Annotated in this window: 19 protein-coding genes; 6 read left to right on the plus strand and 13 right to left on the minus strand. The window is 37.0% G+C overall.

Annotated elements, in window-relative coordinates; translation table 11 throughout:
* Positions 1–86: 86 nt before the first annotated feature.
* Positions 87–1643, plus strand: coding sequence for an alpha-isopropylmalate synthase regulatory domain-containing protein (locus CYTFE_RS27120; RefSeq protein WP_081736124.1), 1557 nt, complete (start codon positions 87–89; stop codon positions 1641–1643).
* 178 nt (positions 1644–1821) lie between these two features.
* Positions 1822–2880 carry a 3-isopropylmalate dehydrogenase gene (gene leuB / locus CYTFE_RS0117855; RefSeq protein ID WP_027472921.1) on the plus strand — a complete coding sequence of 353 codons (1059 nt, stop codon included), beginning with the start codon at positions 1822–1824 and terminating at the stop codon, positions 2878–2880.
* Between the two features lie 155 nt (positions 2881–3035).
* On the opposite strand, the gene gnd is transcribed toward leuB, so the two are convergent.
* The 8 genes from gnd to CYTFE_RS0117900 all read right to left on the minus strand — a co-directional run bounded on the left by gnd (position 3036) and on the right by CYTFE_RS0117900 (position 12418).
* A complete protein-coding gene (gene gnd, locus CYTFE_RS0117860) occupies positions 3036–4487 on the minus strand; it encodes a decarboxylating NADP(+)-dependent phosphogluconate dehydrogenase (protein WP_027472922.1) in 1452 nt (483 codons plus the stop codon).
* A 60-nt stretch (positions 4488–4547) separates the two neighbouring features.
* Positions 4548–5684, minus strand: a complete 1137-nt coding sequence (locus CYTFE_RS0117865) for a 4-phosphoerythronate dehydrogenase (protein WP_044212037.1) — start codon at positions 5682–5684, stop codon at positions 4548–4550.
* Positions 5685–5965: 281 nt separating this feature from the next.
* A complete protein-coding gene (locus tag CYTFE_RS27125; RefSeq protein WP_052343277.1) occupies positions 5966–7465 on the minus strand; it encodes a methyl-accepting chemotaxis protein in 1500 nt (499 codons plus the stop codon).
* Between the two features lie 5 nt (positions 7466–7470).
* Entirely contained in the window at positions 7471–7896 is a 426-nt protein-coding gene (locus CYTFE_RS0117880) for a hypothetical protein (RefSeq protein WP_027472924.1), read from the minus strand.
* Between the two features lie 22 nt (positions 7897–7918).
* Positions 7919–9010, minus strand: coding sequence for a hypothetical protein (locus CYTFE_RS0117885; RefSeq protein ID WP_027472925.1), 1092 nt, complete (start codon positions 9008–9010; stop codon positions 7919–7921).
* Positions 9011–9542: 532 nt separating this feature from the next.
* Positions 9543–10169: a response regulator gene (locus CYTFE_RS0117890; RefSeq protein ID WP_052343278.1), complete on the minus strand. Its 627-nt coding sequence runs from the start codon at positions 10167–10169 to the stop codon at positions 9543–9545.
* Complete coding sequence (locus CYTFE_RS27130; protein ID WP_044212034.1) at positions 10166–11629, minus strand: sensor histidine kinase; 1464 nt, start codon at positions 11627–11629, stop codon at positions 10166–10168. The genes CYTFE_RS0117890 and CYTFE_RS27130 overlap by 4 nt, the downstream gene beginning before the upstream one ends.
* Before the next feature lie 96 nt (positions 11630–11725).
* Entirely contained in the window at positions 11726–12418 is a 693-nt protein-coding gene (locus CYTFE_RS0117900) for a ComF family protein (RefSeq protein ID WP_027472927.1), read from the minus strand.
* Positions 12419–12620: 202 nt separating this feature from the next.
* Between CYTFE_RS0117900 and CYTFE_RS0117905 the strand changes: the two genes are divergently transcribed.
* From CYTFE_RS0117905 to CYTFE_RS0117920, 4 genes are all read left to right on the plus strand, one after another.
* A complete protein-coding gene (locus CYTFE_RS0117905; protein WP_027472928.1) occupies positions 12621–12977 on the plus strand; it encodes a carboxypeptidase-like regulatory domain-containing protein in 357 nt (118 codons plus the stop codon).
* Positions 12978–13301: 324 nt separating this feature from the next.
* Complete coding sequence (locus CYTFE_RS0117910) at positions 13302–13763, plus strand: toxin-antitoxin system YwqK family antitoxin (RefSeq protein ID WP_027472929.1); 462 nt, start codon at positions 13302–13304, stop codon at positions 13761–13763.
* A 151-nt stretch (positions 13764–13914) separates the two neighbouring features.
* Positions 13915–14829, plus strand: coding sequence for a DUF362 domain-containing protein (locus tag CYTFE_RS0117915; RefSeq protein ID WP_027472930.1), 915 nt, complete (start codon positions 13915–13917; stop codon positions 14827–14829).
* Positions 14830–14835: 6 nt separating this feature from the next.
* The gene (locus CYTFE_RS0117920; RefSeq protein ID WP_052343279.1) at positions 14836–16458 is read left to right on the plus strand and encodes a 4Fe-4S binding protein; all 1623 of its coding nucleotides are present in this window, start codon (positions 14836–14838) and stop codon (positions 16456–16458) included.
* 354 nt (positions 16459–16812) lie between these two features.
* On the opposite strand, the gene CYTFE_RS0117925 is transcribed toward CYTFE_RS0117920, so the two are convergent.
* The 5 genes from CYTFE_RS0117925 to CYTFE_RS0117945 all read right to left on the minus strand — a co-directional run bounded on the left by CYTFE_RS0117925 (position 16813) and on the right by CYTFE_RS0117945 (position 22463).
* Entirely contained in the window at positions 16813–17268 is a 456-nt protein-coding gene (locus CYTFE_RS0117925) for a hypothetical protein (protein WP_027472932.1), read from the minus strand.
* A 125-nt stretch (positions 17269–17393) separates the two neighbouring features.
* Positions 17394–18320 carry a hypothetical protein gene (locus tag CYTFE_RS0117930; protein ID WP_027472933.1) on the minus strand — a complete coding sequence of 309 codons (927 nt, stop codon included), beginning with the start codon at positions 18318–18320 and terminating at the stop codon, positions 17394–17396.
* Positions 18321–18379: 59 nt separating this feature from the next.
* Positions 18380–21454, minus strand: a complete 3075-nt coding sequence (locus tag CYTFE_RS0117935; RefSeq protein WP_027472934.1) for an ATP-binding cassette domain-containing protein — start codon at positions 21452–21454, stop codon at positions 18380–18382.
* 31 nt (positions 21455–21485) lie between these two features.
* Complete coding sequence (locus tag CYTFE_RS0117940) at positions 21486–21869, minus strand: DUF1987 domain-containing protein (protein WP_027472935.1); 384 nt, start codon at positions 21867–21869, stop codon at positions 21486–21488.
* A gap of 21 nt (positions 21870–21890) precedes the next feature.
* The gene (locus CYTFE_RS0117945; RefSeq protein WP_044212032.1) at positions 21891–22463 is read right to left on the minus strand and encodes a SiaB family protein kinase; all 573 of its coding nucleotides are present in this window, start codon (positions 22461–22463) and stop codon (positions 21891–21893) included.
* Between the last annotated feature and the right edge of the window lie 23 nt (positions 22464–22486).

The raw sequence follows: 22486 nt of genomic DNA on the forward strand, positions 1-22486 counted from the left end.
TATAAAAGCAGAATTTGCTACAGATAACATATTTAAAAAACACTGTACTGCAGTAATTCTGTGTTCATCATTCAATGAAGGTAAACATGAAAATTGAAGTAATGGATACAACACTCCGAGATGGGGAACAAACCACCGGAGTTTCATTTAACGAAGAAGAAAAACTGGCAATGGCCGGTCTGTTGATTGAAGAAGTAAAAGTAGATCGGATTGAAGTAGCTTCTGCCAGGGTATCAGATGGTGAATTTGCGGCTGTTAAACGAATTACTGAGTGGGCAAAAAAAAGAAACTGCCTGGAGAAAATTGAGGTACTGGGGTTTGTTGATGGAGATATTTCTTTGAAATGGATTCATGATGCCGGAGCAAAAGTAATCAACCTGCTTACCAAAGGCTCTTTAAAGCACGTACAAGGTCAACTCCATAAAACACCGGAAGAACACATGGCAGATGTACAAAAACTGGTGAAAACAGCTGGTAAAATGGACATGCTGGTAAATGTTTATCTGGAAGATTGGAGCAATGGAATGATTTCTTCTCCGGAATATGTTTATTTCGTGATTGGTGAATTACAAAAAATGAATGTAAAACGCATAATGCTGCCGGATACTTTGGGGGTGCTCAATCCTGATCAAACCTTTCAGTTTTGCACCGACATGGTAACCCGCTTTCCCGATGTCCATTTTGATTTTCACGCCCATAACGATTATGACATGGCCGTAGCCAATGTTTTTTCCTCATTAAAAACAGGAATCAAAGGTATCCATACCACCGTAAACGGCCTGGGAGAAAGAGCAGGTAATGCACCTTTGGCCAGTGTAATCGGTATTTTGAATGACCACCTTAAACTGGAAAATAAGCTCAATGAATCAAACATCACTAAGGTAAGTAAGGTCGTTGAACAACTATCTGGATTACGAATCCCGGAGAATCAGCCCATTACAGGATATAATGTATTTACACAGTGTAGTGGTATTCATGCTGATGGCGATAGCAAAGATAACCTATATTTCAATAACCTGATGCCTGAACGCTTTGGCAGAAATCGTAAATATGCCTTAGGGAAAACCTCCGGCAAAGCTAATATTAAAAAGAACCTGGAGGAACTCGGTATAGAACTGGATGCTGAGGCCATGAAAAAAGTAACACAGAGAGTCATTGCATTGGGTGATAGAAAAGAGATGGTTACCATTGAGGATTTACCCTTTATTATTTCTGATGTATTAAAAAGTTCATCTGTTAAAGATGCCATCAAAATAAGAAACTATAACCTTTCTCTTGCCCATGATTTACGTCCTTTAGCTTCCATTAGTCTGGAGATTAATGGTAAACGATATGACGAAACGGCCGTAGGTGATGGTCAGTATGATGCATTTATGAAGGCCTTATGGCGTATTTACAATAAACTGAAAAAAGTACATCCTGTGTTGGTAGATTACTGGGTGAGTATTCCCCCTGGAGGAAAAACTGATGCACTGGTAGAAACAATGATAACATGGGATTACAAAGGTGTCGAAATTAAGTCGAGAGGCCTTTCTGCCGACCAGACAGAGGCTGCCATAGAAGCCACCATAAAAGTACTAAATGTTATTGAAGAAGGTACCCTGACACGGCAAGCCGACTGGAAAGAAAAAATGGCAAAATAGTGTCAAAATGAGAATAGGAGTCAATATTCAAGGAATAAATAGCTTCTTCTCACCCTAAAAAAATAGAGTATAAAATAAAATTAAACATATGAAACCAGCCATGAGAGTGATCTCTCACACAGGTGAATGATTATCACGGCGAGTTCCATATGACCATTAAGAAACAAATTATAAACATATGAAATTAAATATTGCGGTATTAGCCGGTGATGGGATAGGTCCCGAAATAGTAACACAAGCACAAAAAGTATTGGATGCCATTGCAGCCAAGTACCACCATGAAATAATATACTCGCCAGCATTGGTAGGAGCTACTGCCATCGACCAGCTTGGTGACCCCTACCCGGAAACCACCCATGAAGTATGTATGAATTCGGATGCGGTTTTATTTGGAGCTATCGGTGACCCTAAGTTTGACAATGACCCCAAGGCGAAAGTACGTCCTGAACAAGGACTTTTGGCAATGCGTAAAAAACTGGGTTTATATGCCAACATTCGTCCTGTTGCTACCTTTCCATCCTTATTGGACAAGAGCCCCCTGCGTCTAGATATTGTAGAGGGAGCAGATATGGTTGTTGTTCGTGAGTTAACCGGTGGTATCTATTTTGGCGAGAAAGGTCGCTCCGAAGACCTCAAAAAAGCATTTGATACCTGCACATATACCACAGAAGAAATTGAACGCATTTTAAAATTGGCCTTTTCTTATGCTGGTAAAAGAGACAAACGCTTAACGGTAGTTGACAAAGCAAATGTGTTAGCTACCTCACGCCTATGGAGAGAGACTGCACAAGCCATGGAACCGGCCTATAAAGACATTGAAGTTGACTATATGTTTGTAGACAATGCAGCCATGCAATTGATTCAATGGCCTAAGAAATTTGATGTGATAGTGACTGAAAATATGTTTGGAGATATCATCAGTGATGAAGCTTCTGTAATTACTGGTTCTCTTGGTTTATTGCCATCAGCTTCGGTAGGCGTACACACTTCTGTATTTGAGCCCATACATGGTTCTTACCCACAAGCAGCTGGTAAAGACATCGCCAATCCGGTAGCCACCGTTCTTTCTGCAGCTATGTTATTGGAATCTCTTGATTTATTGGAAGAAGCTCAATTGGTACGTGAAGCCGTGAATAAATCTTTGGAAGAAGGTATCGTAACCGAAGATATCAACAAAGAAAAACCTTATAAAACCTCAGAGGTAGGTGATTGGTTGGCAAAATATATTGCTGGATAATAGATTGACAATTAGATATGAAAAGGCCTTGGTTATTTAGTCAACCAAGGTCTTTTTTTGTCATATACAAAGCTATAATCAGAACATAACAAAGGCTCTTCAAAAAATGAACAGCCCATCATTCATTCTTTAGTCAATATTCACAAAGACCAACCTTACACATCATAAGTAGAAGATGCCGTATCACCACCTCTACCAGTCCAGTTGGTATGAAAGTACTCACCCCTAGGTTTATCGACCCGCTCATAGGTATGAGCACCAAAATAATCACGTTGCGCCTGCAAAAGGTTAGCTGGCAGGCTAGCTGTACGATAGCCATCAAAATAACTCAAGGCACTGGAAAAAGTTGGCACCGGAATACCATTCATAACGGCCTGGCCAACCACCTGACGCCATCCTGCCAAGGCCTTTGCAACCTTATCTTTAAAATAAGGATCCAGCAATAAGTTAGGTAACTCAGGGTTGTTGTCAAATGCATCCTTAATATTCTTCAAGAACACAGAACGTATGATACAACCACCACGCCACATCAAAGCGATTCCTCCATAATTAAGATCCCAGTTATTTTCTTTGGCCGCTTCACGCATCAACACATAACCTTGTGCATAAGATACAATTTTAGATGCAAACAAAGCATCTTTAATATAACTGATAAATTGGGCTTTATCACCTTGAAACTTTTTAATGGGAGACCCCAACACTTTGGCTGCTTCCACTCGTTCTTCTTTTTGAGCAGACAAACAGCGGGCAAAAACAGCTTCTCCAATCAAAGTCAATGGCACTCCCAAATCCAATGCTGATATTCCGGTCCATTTACCTGTTCCTTTTTGTCCAGCAGCATCCAATATTTTCTCAACCAATGGCTCTCCATTTTCACGGTAAGCCATTATATCACGCGTAATATCAATGAGGTAACTATCTAAATCTCCTTTGTTCCACTCTTCAAAAATATCATGCATCTCGTCGTGCGACAAGCCAACATAATCTTTCATGATATGATATGCTTCGCTAATAAGCTGCATATCGCCATATTCAATACCGTTGTGCACCATCTTCACAAAATGACCAGCACCATCTTGACCAACCCAATCGCAGCAGGGAACATCATTTTCTACCTTTGCTGATATATTCTGAAAGATATCTTTAATAAAAGGCCAAGCCTCCGGAGAACCTCCCGGCATCAATGATGGTCCCGTTAAGGCGCCCTCTTCTCCACCAGAGACACCTGATCCCACATATAGCAAACCCTTTTCCTCAACATATTTAGTTCTACGTATGGAATCAGGGAAATGGGAATTACCACCATCAATAATAATGTCACCTTTTTCTAGATGAGGAATAATTTGATCTATAAGCGCATCAACAGGCTTACCTGCTTTAACCAACATCATCACCTTACGGGGACGTTCCAGCGAATCCACCAGTTCCTTAATGGAATGTGTTCCAACAAAATTCTTTCCTTTACCACGTCCATTTACAAATTTATCCACTTTCTCGGTGGTTCTATTATAAACAGCCACGGTGTAACCTTTGCTCTCCATATTTAAAACCAGGTTCTCGCCCATCACGGCCAACCCAATCAATCCTATATCTGCTTTTTTGCTCATTTTAGTAAATTATTTATATCAGCTCAAATTTAAGGTTTTAAGCCATATTATCTAGTTTTTTTAAATTAATTCAACATGCCCGAATCCTATTTTGTTCAACATCTCCACCAATCTCTCCGACCCATTTTTTAACTGAATGCAATAGGCCCGAAATTCTCTACGAATGGGATATGATCCTCTCAGATATTCAAAGGTCGCTGGTTCCCTTCTAAAACGTTGATCATCTTCTAATATTTCATAGGTATGAAGGATGGCTTTGGACCACACTTGCTGATCTGTCATACCCTGTGCATCTATTTGTAAGGTCGGATGAGCAGGTGCAGGAATATTACTGGGGTACCAGTCTTCCAACGGTAATCCAAAACGTCGACTAATAGCCTGAACGCTCATGGAAGTACCATTTGCTTTTCCGTCGGCTGAATAACCAGCTATATGAGGAGTAGCTATCATTGTTTTGTCTAACAAACCTCTATTAATATCAGGCTCATTTTCCCATACATCCAGCACGGCATGACCAATGGTTTGCTTGTTTAAAGCAGCTAGTAAATCATCATTATTGATTACCTCTCCTCTGGAACTGTTAATAATAATCGCATTCTTTTTACATTGCTCAAAAAAAGCGGCATCACCCAAGTGGTGAGTCTTGTATATTCCAGTACGCTGAAGCGGTACATGAAAAGTGATCAGATCTGCCTGAGCAAGTAACTCAGGCAAGTCAACAAATTGCTCACGCCCCTCTTTTTCGGCTCTAGGGGGATCATACTGGAGCACTTTCATTCCAATACTATTGGCAAAACCAGCCACTTTACTACCCACATTACCTACCCCAATAATACCGATGGTTTGTTGTGTAGCATCTATACACAGCTTGCTGGTCAGTGTAGCAATAGTAGCCGCTATGTATTGCAATACTGAACCAGAATTACAACCGGGCGCATTGACCCATTTTATATTATTCTTATCACAATAAGCAGTATCTATATGATCGAAACCAATCGTGGCTGTTGCAATCATTTTCACACCACTATCAGATAAAGCTTTTTCATCACACTTAGTACGTGTGCGCGTAATTAATGCGTCGGCACCCTTTATAACAGAGGCATCTGTTTTTGCTCCTGGTAAATAGCTTATATGGGCATAGGGTTCCAGTACACCCTCCAGAAAAGGAATTTTGTTATCGGCAATAATTTTTAACATCACAAATTCGTTTGAACAAATGTATCATTTTAAGCACGAATTACATGAATATATACCCAACAATAACCAATAAGAGGGAGAACCCTCCCTTCTCCCTCTCTTTCGCTACTGTATTATGCTATTGATTCCCAAGTGCTTGTCCCTGATGCATCATTATTTCCCCACTTTCAAAGCCAATGGTACCTATCGACTTTATTTTCAAAATATGATCCATCACAACTTAGGCAAAACACTAACCAGTAGGCAAATAAAATTTAACACCGATTAAAGCACTCAATATACTACGAGACCTTAAAATAGCCGATCAATTTTGAAAACTTCTCTGCTTTATGTTTCAATTCTTCAGAGGTAGATGTCATCTCCTCCGAACTTAAAGCATTCTCTTGTGCCACCACACTCAAAAGCTGAACGCTTTCATTCACCTGACGAACACCATTCTTTTGTTCTAAGCTGGCCGATGTGATTTCCTGAATCCAATCCGCAGTAGTCTTTATCTGAGGTATAGAACCCTCTGTTAGGTCTTTGGAGTCTGTGGTTTGTTCAACACTTAATCTTGCGAGAGCCACTATTTCATCAGCTGCTACCTTACTTCTTTCGGCCAATTTTCGTACTTCTGTAGCCACCACAGAAAAACCTCTACCATGCTCTCCTGCCCTCGCCGCTTCCACGGCAGCATTTAAAGCCAAAATATTCGTCTGAAAAGTTATATCAGTAATCATATTGATCTTTTCTGCAATAGAAGTAACAGAATTCAAACTTTTAAGGGCTGCTTCACTGACGCGCCGCATATCATCAGCAGACGAAACAGCAAGTTTTTCAGTCTTTACGGAATACTCTGATGTTTGATCAATATTGGCTGCAATTTCTTCCATCGTAGATGAAATTTCCTCTACCGATGCTGCCTGATCATTAGACCCTGTTGAAATTTTTTCAGAAGTAACACTCAAATGCCCACTAACCTTATTAATTTCATTGGCTTCCTCTTGAACGCCAACAATAATTTCAGAAAGCTTTGACACAAGCATGTTAATGGCCCTGGAAATATCTCCTATTTCGTCTTTGCTACTCGTTATCTCATCATCTATTCTAAAATTTAGATCACCTTTTGCCAACCTGAGCAGATAATTAATAGACAACTTCAAACCCTTCACGATAGATCTGGATATAACTACAGATACAGTAATAAAAATAGTTAAACTAAACAGCAATACCCCATTTATAATCATTGCTAAGTTAGAGGATTGCGCATTAGCCTCTTCAAAAGCCTGTTGTAATAATATTTCTGACGAAACCGCCATTTCATTCAACAAACGCTTAAATATATTCAGCTCTGTGATCATTAACTCCATATCACGACTCACCTCCTCACCCATGTTACCAGCTATCATATTCTTAGAGGTGGAGACTGCCAAAGGATAATATTTATCAAGTACAAGAAGAGCGCTATCCATTTTTACACTCTCTACATTTTCAAGTAATTGTACTGCACTATCACAGAGTGAATAGAATTCATCGTGCCATTGGATAGTTGCATCAATATAAGATTCATCCATAGCAGCCACCCCATCCTGAAATGACCGTTGCATGTTTTCCTGAACGATTAACAAACTGTTACAAATTTCATTATAAGGTATATATGCACTATGGATCTCGTTCAAGTGATGCCGACTATTGTTATTACTCCATTGAATAATACAAAAAAGAATAGCGATAACAAGAACAAAAAGTCCTGGAAAGACAGCTACTTTAGCACGTACTTTTAATGCCTTTAACAGTCTCATAATATTTATTTTTTAATGACCAATGTTTTCACGCCGGCAGTACTGGTAGCGGATGAAACATAGCCAATAGCTCCCTTATTATTTTTAACAAACGCTATTATTTCCTTGTCCGTCGGTTTTTCAACAGGAGCAGTCGCCATACCCGAAAATATAGCGCGTTGCCAATAACTTCGGATAGCCGCCACACTTTTATTAAACACATCCTGCGAAAAAGAAGCTCTTACTTTAGCGCGTACTGACTGATCAACAGGTATAATCATAACCCCATTTTCCCACTTCTTCTTTTTCTTCAAAAAAACCATCGCTAGCTCCTTTTTACTAATAGAGCCAATTTCATTTATGTTATTAACAATGACCTTATAAGATTGAGCGTGAACATTACCTAGCATCAAACTCACAGCCAATATAAATAATACCGTTAATTTCTTCATTTTTAAATTAGTCTATAAGATATTAGAAGGAATAAATAAGCGATACAACAAAGCCATCTAGATTTTGAACTTCTTGCTCGTAATGTAAATACTCACATTTAAGCGTGGTTTCGAAACTAGGCTTATACATCACTCCACCCGTATAACGCTGAAATTCGATATAAAATGAAGTTTGATCTTCGTATCGCACATAAGGTGTGATTTTAACAAAAGAATGATTTAACTCTACAAAAGCGCCTTTATGGTCTATAAATTTATTATTAATGGTAAGATCAGAATTCCAGAATCCTCCGATCAACTGAGTGTTATTATAGGATAATTTGGCATCAATGCCATAACTAAATCGTTCTGAGTCAAAAATTAGTACAGAGTTGTTACCCATAACCATAGCAGGCACTTTTTCTTTTTGCGAGTTAAACATGCTCAAACCAATATTTACATAATCTTGATACGCAAAACGAATATTACCACCAACAGCCAGGTTACGGGTTGCTTTATAGGAATCATCTATGGTGAAGGGGCTGTTCAATAAGGCTCCATAATAGGACACTTCGTTACCAAAAAATCCAACAGCACCTGTATTCAACCACATTGCATTGTTATATCCCCCTGCAAACACATCGTAGCTTATACTCACATCATCTCCGAACTTACCATTTAAAGAAATGGCATCCATATTTAAAGGGAAAAATTCATGATTTGATATTAATACAGGTAAAGTAGCACTAATATTAACAGGCGCATAATAGTAGGTGTTCATAGGACTTAGTGGCGTAAGAAAACGACCCACCTTGAAATTCACATTTTGAGAAAGACGATACTGAATATTCGCTTCGTTAATCATTTGATCTATAGAATAATCAGGGCGATACACAAATACCATTTTTAAGGAAACGTCCTTCAGAGGTTGGTAACTGGCTAAGATTCCTGCTTCAGAAAGCGCTACTCCGTATTCTTTATCATAACCATCAAGGTCATTAAAGTAATTAAACTCAGTAGAGAGATACCCGCTGATTTTGGTTTGAGGCTCCCATTGATCCTGTGCATTTATTTGCACACCAAAAAAAGCCAAAACAGCCGTAAGTACTAATAATTGTTTTTTGATCGTTCTCATATTTACGTTTTTAATAATAGTAATCTTTCAAAATAATTTATAATATACTCAACCACTTACCACTTGAGTAGCAGTAAAGCACTATTTCTATTACCTAGTAAAATTGCTGTGTTGTATTTTATTAATTGAATAACTACCTCATCGTGTCTTGGCATACCTATCCAGACAACTTATTGATAAATTGATAGTTGCAAAATAGAGTTCATAAGAAGTTCTGCTAACTCATTGTGGATGCATATAAATTTTCATCCCCTAGCTTAACTGTTATTTCTTGTTTCATCACCTTATCTTTTGTCGCTGCAAAGGTGCAACAGAATATAAAAGTGTGAAATAGGATAAATCTGCATTTTAGGCAATTAACTACCTAATAGCATTAAGGGTTTACCCTTAGTACATAAATGAAGTTTCTATAATAAATGCTATTTTAACATGAAGCGAGTCATGGAAATTGTTTCACACGCAGGGGGAATGATTAGGCTAGCCAAGTTCCATATGAGCATTGAAAGATAAATTTAGACATATGAAAATGAAGCTAAATGCTTGCATAATTATTTTTGAGTGCCCACATAACAAGCTGGGCAACATTCTTTTGTCCTGACTTACGAAGAATATTAGATCGATGTACTTCGATGGTTTTGTGGCTTAAAAAAAGCATTTCTGAAATTTCTTTGGTTGAATGACCTTTACAAATCAACTGCAACACTTCAATTTCTCTCACACTTAATTCATTTTCTTCAGGTTTAGCAATGGCTTTAAGGGCCATTTTTTGCAGGATCTCCTGTGAAAAATAATTGCCACCTTTATGAATTTCATGAATCGCTTGTGCGAGCTCATATTTACCGGCTTTTTTGAGTACAAAACCATGGGCTCCGGCATTGATCATCTGCATATAATAGGAATCCTCGGTATACATCGTTACCGCAATCACTTTTACGTCAGGCTTTATTGCCTTCAGCTTTTGGGTGGTTTCAATTCCATTCATGGCTTCCATATTAATATCCATTAACACCAGATCAATATTCAAACCATCAATAGCATTTAAAAAATCCAGACCTGAACCAAAATTAGCACATACATCTACATCATCCATTTGATTTAAAACCAACACCAATCCTTCTCTAAACAGTTCATGATCATCTACTACTGCAACACGTATCATAGTCTATTTGCTTTGGGTAACCACATTTTTACTTCAACACCTCGACCTAATTCACTATTTAACACAAACTTACCATTAAAAGACTGTACCCGATTCCTTAAATTTTGCAATCCCATACCAGCCTTTTTCTTTCCAATCTCTTCCTTATTAAAACCAATACCATTATCTCTATAATGTAGGTTAATCCCATATTGATTTTCTTCTATATGAAAAGTCACTTTGGTAGTTTTGGCATATTTAATCGCGTTATTAATTAATTCGGTAAAAATTCTGTAAACAGTAATTTCTTTGTTTTTATCCAAACGTTGAACATCATTATGCGAAAATATAATCTTAAATTTCTCTGACAAATTTAGTTTAGCTATAAACGATTCTATGGCAGCAATTATTCCATAATTAACCAATATATGTGGACTAATATTGAAAGCGATTTCAGAAATAGAGTTAACAGCTTCATCCACCAAGCTTGTTAATTTAGTTTTAATGAACTCCTTTTTATCCGATGAACTTTCATCCATCAGGGCCTGGGTATATAACTTAATTGTTGTGAGGATGGGCCCAATTCCATCATGTAAATCCGAGGAAATTCTTTTTCGTTCATTTTCTTCGGTTTGAATAATAGAATTCAACACTAGATTCTGACTTTTTTTACTTTCTGTGATATCCCGCTCAACCACCATATAAAAATAATCGCCAAGTTCCTTTAATGGGGTAATATTCACCAGGGTATATACCGGTTTTTGAGGGTCAACATGGGTATGCACCCATTCAAATATCTGCGTCTTACCTCGAAAAGCCAATGAAAGTTTATGGCCAAGATGAACGCTCTCATTTAACACGCCAAAATCCTTATTTACATCTACATAAGGGATGTCTTTATTACTAACCTGTATATTAGGATAGAGTTTTTGAGCCATTATATTATAATCAACAAGCACATCGTTGTTCATAATTAAAATGGAATCATTGGTATTTCTATACAAGGTTCTATATAGCACTTCACTGCGCGCCAATTTTTCTGTCGCTATGGTTTGCTCTGTAACGTCTTTTAGTATCACCAAAGAAACGTAGCTGTCATTGTTTTGATTGATAACAACCCGCTGAGTCTGTAAAACCAATCTATCCCCCTTTTTATCTTTGATATCTAAAGTGAGATTTGGCATTTTCTTTTGTGCCAACGACAATTTTCCTCTTTTTTCAATAATAGACACATAATTATCCCCTATTACATCTAAAATACAATTCCCCACCAAATCCTTTTCGGTATAGCCGGTAATTTCAGTAAAAGCCTGATTAAATTCAATAACGCGATAATCTTCTGACAAGATAAGATACCCATCGTAACTGTTATTATAAAGTGTTCTATAATTGTTGGCATGTTCTGCTGCGTATAATTCGGCCCGTTTCCTTTCAGCAACCTCCCTGATTAAATAATTATTTAATAGTTTTAATTCGTCCATTTATATATAAGATGATCAATGCAAAAATACTTAGAAAGATAAAAAATAATTCATATTAACCCATAAAGCACCAGCTGAACGCCAATTTCTATAAGCTCATTGGGTTGTGGCATATGCGAGGGTTGCCACACTCACACTAACTCCTTTGATATTGGTCAGCTGAGCAGCACATGCTTCTATGGTAGCACCGGTGGTTAACACGTCATCCACCAATAGTACTCTTTTATTCTCTAACAAGGAAGGTTTTCTGATATCGAAGCTATTGGAAATATTCTCCCAACGCCTATATCTTCCCTTATTGGTCTGACTACTGGTAAAAGTACATTTGTACAAATTATCTATCATCAGCTGAGCCGACATATGTTCAGCCAAACCCCGGGCTATCCATTCACTTTGATTGTATCCTCGTTGCGCCAGCTTTTTAGGATGTAAAGGAATAGGCAATAAATAATCCATGGGTCCAAAATAATTCACTTTGGCCAATTCATGCCCATATAGCTTACCTAGTTCATAACCTAATTCTTTTTGATTTTTATATTTAAGGCTATGCAAAATATACTTAACCATACTACCCTTAGTATATAACAGAAAAGAAGCAACTTTTTCTATATCTACCCTGCCCCAAAATATTGAATCCAAGGGATTATGCTTCGCTAAATGGAAATAGGTACGCGGTAATTTGCGCAAGCACTTGGTACAGATGCTTTTCTCATGCTTAAACAGCGCCAAATGACAGATGGGACAAGTTCTGGGAAAAAACAATTGAAAAAAATCACTGATATAGTTCATAACATGTAGTTTACATATCTGGTAGCAGTTATACCTTAAAAAATTAAGCATTTTTCAAAAAGAACACAAATGTTTACAATTTATTAATGAACAGGTAAGAAGAGCATAATCTATAGCTAACAATTAAGGCATATGTTTGTCATATGAAAATGATTAATGTAGGCAAAAACATAAAAAACCACATACTAATAAAAAAAGCAAAATGAAAAAAGCACTATTATTATTCGCAATGGTAACGTTTATGTCAATGAGTAGCTTCACTGGAGAAAAAAACAATAAGGCCAAAGCTACCGTAGTGGCAAAAACGAGTATTAATGGTTCTGTAATGGATGAGACCACCGGAGAGACACTGGTAGGCGTAGAAGTAATATTGGAAGGTACCGATTTAAAAACATATACCGATTTTGATGGCCATTTTACTTTCGATGGAGTAAGCGTTGGAAAATATACTGTCAATGCTAAATTAATATCATACAATGAAATTAAAGGACGCGAACTAAAAGTAGAAGCAAGTACCCATAACCACATAGCCTTTAAAATGAAACAAGCCAACAAATAAAAATGACCATTAAACCAAAAATATGGAAGAGCCAAGCTCCCAAAAAAGAAAAGTGACTCTCTACAACACTGAGTTAACAATAAATTAACATGCAATTAATAAAAAGCCATCTGCATAAAGATGGCTTTTTTACTGATAACCAAGTACATAAAAAAAACACCATAGAAAAACATTAAAACTTAACATGGATAACTTGCTATTAATGTAACTTTCATGTTAATTTGAAGTTAATATTATGGTACACATGAGGATTTAATCTACAAGTAGTACACAGCTACTTTAAATCCGGGAGGCTTTTATTATTAACAATTTAAATTAAAAGCCATGAGAATATTAATGACATTATTGCTTTTTGTGGGTCTAGTGACCTTCAGCCAAGCTCAGTTAACACTGAATGAAGAAGACGGACTTTACTACAATGCCGACGGGGTGCTATATAGTGGCACCTATGTAGAGTACTACCCAAGTGGTAATAAACGGGTTGAGATGAAAGTAGTGGAAGGTAAAAAACAAGGCGTATCTACCTATTACTTTGACAATCAATCAAAACAAGAAATTCGTTCGTATGACCAAAACCAAATGGATGGTCTATGGGAAACATGGAATGAAAAAGGAACCAAGATAGCTGTTGCCAGTTATAAACAAGGTATAAAAGACGGTGCTTGGAAAATATACGACGAAAATGGCGTTTTAAGATATGACATGTTCTATGCTAATGGTAAAAAGTCAGGTGTATGGAAGATTTATGATGAAAAAGGTAAACTGACCGAAAAAAAAGAATTCTAAACATATAATTAAATACCAAAAGAGGGAGATAAGTTTTATCTCCCTCTTTTTTATTTAAACCATTTATAAATTGCTGCTTATCTGTAAGAAGAATCCATAAAAATTATAACTTTCCAATATATTAATAATAAAGGAGTTTTAATATTCACATATGGAACGCAGAGACTTTTTAAGAACAGGGGTAGGATTAAGTTTATTAACAGGAGTCGCCCCCTTCTGGGGAGGATTGGATACATTAGTAGCAAATAATAACACGCAAAAAACAGACTTGGCAGCTGTCAGAGGAGGTGAACCCGAAGAAATGTTTGACAAGGCCATGGAAGCGCTAGGTGGCTTGGACAAATTTATTTCTAAAGGGCAGTCGGTACTTGTTAAACCAAACATAGGTTGGGATGCTCCACCAGAAAGAGCAGCCAATACAAATCCCAAATTGGTGGGACATATTGTAAAACGCTGCTATGAAGTAGGCGCTTCCGAAGTAAACGTATTCGACAAAACATGCAACAAATGGGATAGATGCTACAGCAATAGTCAAATAGAAAAATATGTAAAACAAGCAGGCGGAACAATGGTGCCCGGCAACACCGAAAGCTATTACAAGGAAGTAAAAGTGCCCGCAGGAAAAAGCCTTAAAAGCGTGAAAGTACATAATTTGGTACAAAGCAGCGATGTATTTATTAACGTACCAGTACTAAAGCACCACGCCTCCACCAAATTGTCCTTGGGCATGAAAAATCTAATGGGCGTTATTTGGGATCGAAAATTTTACCACAGTAACGATCTTCACCAATGCATTGCGGATTTTATTTCATTCCGTAAACCAGATCTAACCATTATTGACGGCTATAATATGATGACCAAAAATGGTCCACGAGGCGTTTCTACCGCTGACGTGGTCAATTTGAAAGCCTTGATTGCCTCCACTGATATAGTAGCCACAGATGCGGCTGCCACTAAAATGTTTGGTCTTGAACCCGATGATGTAGGACACATAAAAATAGCACACCAAATGGGCTTAGGAAATAAAAACCTTCAGGAACTAAACATTCATCGCATTAAAATATAATTAGGAATGCATTACTCGATTTTAAAAAAAACAAGAATCATTGTCGCACTCTTGTTCTTTTCACTTACTCTATTTTCATTTATAGATATGTATGAGTTTATGCCGGAAGCATGGACTTCAAATATAATATTCATACAATTTGCGCCTTCTGTCCTTCGATTCATTCAAGTGTTATCATTATCAGCAGGTGGATTTATAGTGGTTATCTTACTATCCTTCCTGTTGGGGCGTGTATACTGTTCTACTATCTGTCCACTGGGAATATTGCAGGACATGTTTACTTTTGTGGCCAGAAAAAGAAATAAAAAAAAGGTTTTCCTCAAATTCAAGAAAGCGTACCCTTATGTACGTTATGTATTATTAAGTATCGCAATAGCAAGCTTTATAGCTGGTAGCTCACTACTCATAAACCTACTGGATCCCTACAGTAACGCCGGGCGTATATTTACCTACCTCGTTAAACCCGTATTTGTGTGGATAAATAATGTAGTTGCGGGGATACTACAAGAACAAAAAATATACAGCTTTCATATTATTGAACTTTTTCAAACATCATGGGCCATCACAAGCTATGTGCTACTATTTTTATTGAGCATAGCCTATCTATCATACAAACGAGGCCGACTATTTTGTAATTTAATTTGTCCGGTGGGTACTTTGTTAGGATTGATTTCTAAGAACGCCCTTATTAAAGTGCGTCTTTCAACAGATAGCTGTACCAAATGCGGAAAATGTGCAAGCGCTTGTAAAAGCGAATGTATCGATTTGAAAAATCAGGTAATTGACTACTCCAGGTGCGTAGCATGTTACAACTGCCTCCCTGTTTGTAAAGATAATGCGATCCGTTACTCACTTCCTTCCAAAAACAATACATCAAAAATAAACCTTATAAAAGGCGAAAAAAAAATGGATCGAAGGGGGGCGCTTACAACACTTCTTGCTATTACTGCCAGCACAACAATTTTGGCACAACATGGAAGAGGACATGAACACGGAAAAGGCCATCAACACGGTAAAGGAAAAGGCGGATTTGGCCATCGCCCTCCGTATAAGCTATCCAAAAGAGAACATCCCGTTACTCCTCCAGGAACAAAAAGTACAGAAAGATTTAACAGCCTTTGTACAGCCTGTGGTCTTTGTATATCAGCTTGCCCCACCAATGTGTTACAACCCGCTATTATGGAATATGGATTAATAGGTTTTATGCAACCACATATGAATTATGCGCACGCCGGCTTTTGTAATTTTGATTGTACCCGATGCAGTGATATATGCCCTACAGGTGCTATCTTACCATTGCCGATAGAGGAAAAGCAACTAACACAACTGGGCAAAGCAGTATTTGTAAAACGTAATTGTGTGGTTCATAGAGACGGAACCGATTGTGGCGCCTGCTCAGAACATTGTCCAACAAAAGCTGTAACAATGGTTCCCTACCGCGATGGTTTGGTTATTCCAGAAGTTAACCAGGATTTATGTATTGGCTGTGGAGCCTGTGAACATCCCTGTCCGGTGGATTATCCACATAAGGCCATATATGTAGAAGGAAATACCATTCACCAAATGGCTCAAAAACCCAAGGAGGAAAAAGGCCAATATAAGCCTCTAGAAGAAGATTTTCCCTTTTAATGCCCCAAGTATACAATAACTGGATATATGTAATTATTCGTTACCCTAAGGCTTCTCCTTTAATGATAATCCGTATGCAAAGAATGATATACTGTAAGATTAAAACCCAGAAAGAAGGACTGTAGAAACGTTACTCGCCGTATTTTTACACAAGAATATAACATATCCACTATCTCATACCGAATCATGAAACAAAACAAATGAACCCGGATGATGCAGTAGAAAATCTATTACGAAGCTCTACAGCATCATCCGGGTTTAACAAAAATATAAGCATAAAAAAAGTCGGGAAGTTGTTCCCGACTTTTTTTATATAGATCCTAATATCTTTCTATATATTCGATCTCTAAGCTCTTAAAAATTCATTTCTTCAGCAGAATATTGTTTCACTAAAGACATCACAGCCTTTGCGCACCCCTCTTCTCCACCTTTAAACGAGAAAACAATATTATAAACTTTTGATTTTCGACAAACAAACTCAAAAGAACCATACATCTTTCCAGCTTCAAAATTACTAACCATCATTTTATCGCCATCGTAAAGCTGCATAATTACCTTTTCAGGGTTACCTGCACCATTAACCGTATTAAAACGATAATGGCTTCTACTGTTTAATATCACACTGAACTTCACAAACCCGGTTTTGGTATCTTTTTTGGCCTTTTTTAAATCAATAGAAAAGTCCTTCATATATTGGGCATCGCCCATTTCTTTCAAAGCTGTCTTAAGCAAATCGTCACCGCATTGCGCATAAGTTGATGCCGAAAACACGGTTACTAAAAGGATTGCTATAACTAATAATTTTTTCATCTGCTCAAATTTATTTTTCTACCTAATAAACATATAAACCAACAACATCAATTACAAATGTGAATATCAACAGGATATCGTTTGCTTATTAATCTTGGCAAAGATAGTTGTTTATAATAAAATATCTATGAAACAATGAAGTCTCTTAAGCTAGTAATTTCAACAACAATCTTATTAATCTGCTCAGGGGTAATTTCTACATGACTAATTTCATCCTGCACAATAATTAATGTACCGTTTTTTTCAATCCTTTTGGGTTCTCCAAACTCAGTAGTAATTTTAACTTCGGCATACGCTTGCTTAATCTGTTCCATTCTACTTACAAGTTCAGCAAAGTTAGGATCCGCACTATAGTTTTCCAGAATGATTAACAAGATATCAATAATATCTTTTTGCTCACCCATACGATTGATAAGATCTTCATTTTGTGTTTCTTGAATAACCTTACCTGAAATGTATAATCCTTCGACCCAAGCACCTGTAACAATAAGAGTACTCACGTTACTTCTGTTTTGATCTCTAAGGTAAGAATCCATTTTATTAAAGCTATTAATAGAAACTTCCATTAATGAATCCAGGTTACTGCTACTGCTAGCCATTTCTTTTAAAGCGGCAAAATCAAAAAACTGACCAACCTTAATCCCTTCAGCCAACTCCTTTACAGATAACAAATAGGAAACTACAATATTATTTTTATCAAAAGTATTAATGTAACCCAAATCGGCACTAAAAACACCCAAGTTAAGTGCTCTTTTAAAACTGGTATTATAGTCGTCTACCTTTTCAGGCTTATTCAATGTCTTTTGAGAGAATCCAGCACCGGATTTTTTAATAAGCGAAGCCATCTCAACAGGAGAAGAGATATTTTGAATTACATCGCCCATAATTTCTTCAGACAATTCCAATGGCGCATCACTACTATTCACGTCAGAGTCAGATAAAGAAAAATCATCTTGATTCGACTCCTGACTTTTACTTGAATTTCCTGAACAAGCAGAAAATAACAAAATTCCACCAAATATAGCTGTTGTAAAAAATAATTTCTTTAGCATGATATAGCTTGTTTAAATAATAAAAACTTCTGATTTATACTATAAAACCTAGTAAAAGGTTACTTTTTAAGATACTTTAATTCTCCAAAAAACTTAAATGACTTGCGAAGTAGGTCGAAATAAAGAACAATATACATGAAGATAGTAAATATCCAAACCATGCAGATATTGAACCAAAGCGTATCAAAATAATGACCTGCAAAATGCTTTTGCGGTGCAAAGAAGTGAGTACGCATCGATAGTGCATTTTCTGGTTCAGGCATCTGGTATATGGGATCTACATTCTGAATCAGTTTATCCCCTTCTCTAAGAATTTTATTCTTTTCAAAAACTTTACGAACAATATCTGATATACTTTCGTTGAGATATTGATCTCTTACAGCATTAAACTGCTCTTTACCATATTTATCCATTGCCAAGTTAATCATTTTCTCCTTCTTGGTAGTGGCTTTTACAAAACGTTGTGTATAATAATCCTTCAGTTTTTCAATATGGCTTAACAATAAGGAATAAACTTCCGGGGTAAAACCGGCTGAACTAAGCTTATCGAGATCAGCAAATTGTATTTCTTTGACCCGAACATTCTCTTTCCCTATTTCATTTTTTAACAGGGCTAAATCCTGTTCAAAACTTTCCGCTTCTTCACTGGATTGTTGATTATCCACATACTTTTTACAGGCATCCAATATATCTTCCATTTCAGGAAGGTAATGTACAATTTTATAATCGGTGGCACTTTCCTCTTGCTCAACGTCAAAAAATAACTTTTTAAACTTGTTATTTTTATACTGGTCAACGATAAGTCCCTCATATATCCATCGCGATGGCATAAACTCAGCAATCAATGGAACCTTATCGGCACTGGATATATCTCGGTTTAACTTATCGAAAGTAAACATAGCTCCACCCAATACCATCTGTGGTATCATCACCAACGGAATAAGAATATAGATTGTAACAATAGAGTTAAAAGATGCCGACAAAATAAGTCCCAGAATATTGGCAAATGCCGAAACAGAAAACAAGGCCAACCAAAACTCAAAATACATACCCTTAATACCCAAAACAGTATTGGCTACTCCCACAAACAGCGCCATCTGCAATGCAGATATAGTAAACAATATCAATATTTTGGATACTAAATAACTCGATCGGGAAAGATTCAAAAACGATTCTCTTTTTAATATTTTAGCATCCTTAAATATTTCCTCGGCACTCACAATCAGACCAAAGAACAAAGACACCACGATACCCATAAATATGTAGGGAGGAATATTTTCGTTATCTCTAAAGATATAAATATTAGAGTCGGGATCCACAATATACCGAATCAAAAAGGATAGAATAAGCCCTAATATAGGTGCTTCTAACAAGTTGAGCAAAATATATTGCTTATTGGCCACTTTAGAGAAAAAATCCCTAAGTGTATATATCTTAAATTGCTTAAACCAAGCCGGTATATTTAATGATTGTGGGGGAGCCGAATGAACCTCCTCCACCTCTGGTATCTTTATATTTTTCTTATAAAAATCATTCCATTCCTGCGGACTCGTTTTTCGTTTATTGGTGTAATTACCATACTCATCCAACACATTGGCATCAATGATATTAAACACCATTTCAGGGTTCAAGTTACCACATTGTGGGCATTCTCCCTGATCGCTATTAATCTGTTCGTCGAGTTGTTTAAAATAGATCAGTGATTCACTTGGGTTACCATAATAAACAGGATAACCACCCGTATCAAGGATAAACATCTTATCAAACATCTTATAGATGTCGGAGGATGGTTGGTGAATCACCACAAATATTAACTTTCCTTTTAAGGTAAGCTCTCTCAAAAGGTTCATTACATTTTCTGAATCTCTGGATGACAATCCCGAGGTAGGTTCATCAACAAACAAAATAGCCGGTTCACGAATCAGTTCCAAAGCAATGTTCAAACGCTTACGTTGCCCACCACTAATCATCTTATTTAATGGAGAACCAACTTTTAGGTTACGACGTTCAAAGAGGCCCAAACTTTGCAGTGTATCATTCACCATTCCGGTAATTTCCTCTTCACCTTTATCCTTAAAACAAAGCTTAGCATTGTAATAAAGATTTTCAAATACGGTTAACTCTTCAATCAATAAGTCATCCTGAGGAATGAGCCCGATAACACCTTCCAGCTTTTCCTTCTCTGTATGTAAATTAAGTCCATTAATCCGAACCTCACCTGCACTTGGGGATTCTGTACCTGATAGTACATTAAGCAAGGTGGTTTTTCCGGCTCCACTGGCGCCCATTATACCAACCAATCGCCCGTGTTCCTCTGCCAGGTTTACATCACGCAGACCAATGCCTCCATTTTTGAAAGTAAAACCCAAATTATCCACCACATATGATATTTTTGCCGTAGAAGCATCACTCATAAAATGTCCGACCACATCGGTATAATAGATGGGGGCACCTGTAGGGAATTTTAAGAAGCTACCCTTAGGAAATAAGTAGATTCTCCGCTGGTTGATAATAAGTCCATTTAAAAATATCTCTTGACTACCGGTATACCTCAAAAAGTAAAGATCGGCGCTTTTTATTCTTAATATAAAGACATCACCATCCAGCTTACCACACTGTATATGTTCGCGTTTTACACCATTATCTTCATTGGAGTTAATAACCATTAAACCTTCAATATCGAGATCTTGAAGGTTGTTATTAACCACAAAAGCTTCAATGCCCTTCTTCTCTTCTTCGGGCATTCTAAAAACATCGGCTGCCGTATTAATAATGGCCATTCGTTGGTCTGTAAACCTTCTATCGGCATTAATCAATTCGTACATCCGAACCAGCACAACTACTTTTTGTTCTTTGTTGAGCTGCTTATTAATTTTTTTACAGATCCCGATAATTCTTACGGAATCCTTCATGGAGGTAAGCTTTACCTTACCTTCTTCGTTGCGATTACTATTAACTTTTTTATCAACAGAGTGTTTTTGAAACAAAGCAAAATACTCCTCAACAGCTTCGGCACTTAACTGACTTTTTAAAAAGCTATTTACATACTCTATCTCGGTATCCTGTGCACCACCGTCCTGTTTGGCAATTAAACCAAACAGCTGCATTAGGGCTTTTAATATTTCCTCACTCATATGTTAAATGATCAACAACTACTTAATCGGGTTAGTCTGTATAAACTTCGTATTCAAAAGGAATCTCAACGATATCGGCATATTCCTCACCTGCTTCCAACATATCTTCTTCCTCTTCGTGATAATGCCAAATAATTCTAACGTTTTTACCGCTTTCCACAATCTCCTCGAACTTCAATAAAATATCCAATATAATTTTTGAAGAAGCCGTGTTAAAGTACTCCAATTTAAAATTAAAACGTGTTTCTTCATTTGGTCCGCCTTCAGCATACGCATCAATCCAATCCAGGATTGGTTGATAGAATTGATTTACGTCCTCTGGTAATGAGCGCCCTGAAATTTCGAATTTTCCGTTGTCCTTATCAAGAATTACATTAGGAGTATCATCGGTTCCCTGAATATTGATAACTTCCATGGTTAGTTTTTTATGTGTTAATTACTTACTTCGTTTAATTGTCGATGTTAAAATAAAAAATGAAACTTCCTCATTCAGTTCTTTAAACTGATAGCCCAGTGTACTACCGGTCTTTTTGGCTATATCTATCAGTCCCAATCCGGCTCCACCTTTATCTGAGAGTTTTCCATCTCGCATTTGGTTCTTATAAAGTTCCGACAGGCCTTTTTTATCCAAAGAATTTACCTGTTCCAGGTTTTCAGTAAGCCCCGGCACTTTAGAATTTTTTATAATATTACCTGTAATAATATTATAGGAATCATCTCCTTTGCTTACCATTACAATGCCTCGTCTCTCTTCTCCATCTTCCCCGCCCATTGAATCAGCATGCTTACTAATATTTTGCAAACATTCAACCATAACGTTGAACACTTTACGTTGAACAGCATTAGATTCCTCGCTCTTGGCCAAATTTCTTTCCGTTAACGAGGTAAATGTTTTAGTGATATCTTGCGTTACTTCCCCTTCGTATACTAAACTAATTTCATTTGTTTTCATAGTTCGATACAGCTGGTAGGCAAAATCCAAAAAACTATGGTTATCAATATTTCCCATTGTAACAATTATTTAAAATGCAA

Source organism: Saccharicrinis fermentans DSM 9555 = JCM 21142 (assembly GCF_000517085.1).
GTDB classification, from domain to species: Bacteria; Bacteroidota; Bacteroidia; order Bacteroidales; family Marinilabiliaceae; genus Saccharicrinis; species Saccharicrinis fermentans.

Excerpts from the sequence above, each read along its gene's own strand:
- gnd (WP_027472922.1), bottom strand. The coding sequence starts at position 4,487 with ATGAGCAAAAAAGCAGATATAGGATTGATTGGGTTGGCCGTGATGGGC.
- CYTFE_RS0117900 (WP_027472927.1), bottom strand. The coding sequence starts at position 12,418 with ATGAACTATATCAGTGATTTTTTTCAATTGTTTTTTCCCAGAACTTGT.
- CYTFE_RS0117935 (WP_027472934.1), bottom strand. The coding sequence starts at position 21,454 with ATGAGTGAGGAAATATTAAAAGCCCTAATGCAGCTGTTTGGTTTAATT.
- CYTFE_RS27130 (WP_044212034.1), bottom strand. The coding sequence starts at position 11,629 with ATGGACGAATTAAAACTATTAAATAATTATTTAATCAGGGAGGTTGCT.
- CYTFE_RS0117930 (WP_027472933.1), bottom strand. The coding sequence starts at position 18,320 with ATGCTAAAGAAATTATTTTTTACAACAGCTATATTTGGTGGAATTTTG.
- CYTFE_RS0117915 (WP_027472930.1), top strand. The coding sequence starts at position 13,915 with ATGGAACGCAGAGACTTTTTAAGAACAGGGGTAGGATTAAGTTTATTA.
- CYTFE_RS0117910 (WP_027472929.1), top strand. The coding sequence starts at position 13,302 with ATGAGAATATTAATGACATTATTGCTTTTTGTGGGTCTAGTGACCTTC.
- CYTFE_RS0117945 (WP_044212032.1), bottom strand. The coding sequence starts at position 22,463 with ATGGGAAATATTGATAACCATAGTTTTTTGGATTTTGCCTACCAGCTG.
- CYTFE_RS27125 (WP_052343277.1), bottom strand. The coding sequence starts at position 7,465 with ATGAGACTGTTAAAGGCATTAAAAGTACGTGCTAAAGTAGCTGTCTTT.
- CYTFE_RS0117940 (WP_027472935.1), bottom strand. The coding sequence starts at position 21,869 with ATGGAAGTTATCAATATTCAGGGAACCGATGATACTCCTAATGTAATT.
- CYTFE_RS0117925 (WP_027472932.1), bottom strand. The coding sequence starts at position 17,268 with ATGAAAAAATTATTAGTTATAGCAATCCTTTTAGTAACCGTGTTTTCG.
- CYTFE_RS0117885 (WP_027472925.1), bottom strand. The coding sequence starts at position 9,010 with ATGAGAACGATCAAAAAACAATTATTAGTACTTACGGCTGTTTTGGCT.
- leuB (WP_027472921.1), top strand. The coding sequence starts at position 1,822 with ATGAAATTAAATATTGCGGTATTAGCCGGTGATGGGATAGGTCCCGAA.
- CYTFE_RS0117920 (WP_052343279.1), top strand. The coding sequence starts at position 14,836 with ATGCATTACTCGATTTTAAAAAAAACAAGAATCATTGTCGCACTCTTG.
- CYTFE_RS27120 (WP_081736124.1), top strand. The coding sequence starts at position 87 with ATGAAAATTGAAGTAATGGATACAACACTCCGAGATGGGGAACAAACC.
- CYTFE_RS0117865 (WP_044212037.1), bottom strand. The coding sequence starts at position 5,684 with ATGTTAAAAATTATTGCCGATAACAAAATTCCTTTTCTGGAGGGTGTA.
- CYTFE_RS0117905 (WP_027472928.1), top strand. The coding sequence starts at position 12,621 with ATGAAAAAAGCACTATTATTATTCGCAATGGTAACGTTTATGTCAATG.
- CYTFE_RS0117890 (WP_052343278.1), bottom strand. The coding sequence starts at position 10,169 with ATGATACGTGTTGCAGTAGTAGATGATCATGAACTGTTTAGAGAAGGA.
- CYTFE_RS0117880 (WP_027472924.1), bottom strand. The coding sequence starts at position 7,896 with ATGAAGAAATTAACGGTATTATTTATATTGGCTGTGAGTTTGATGCTA.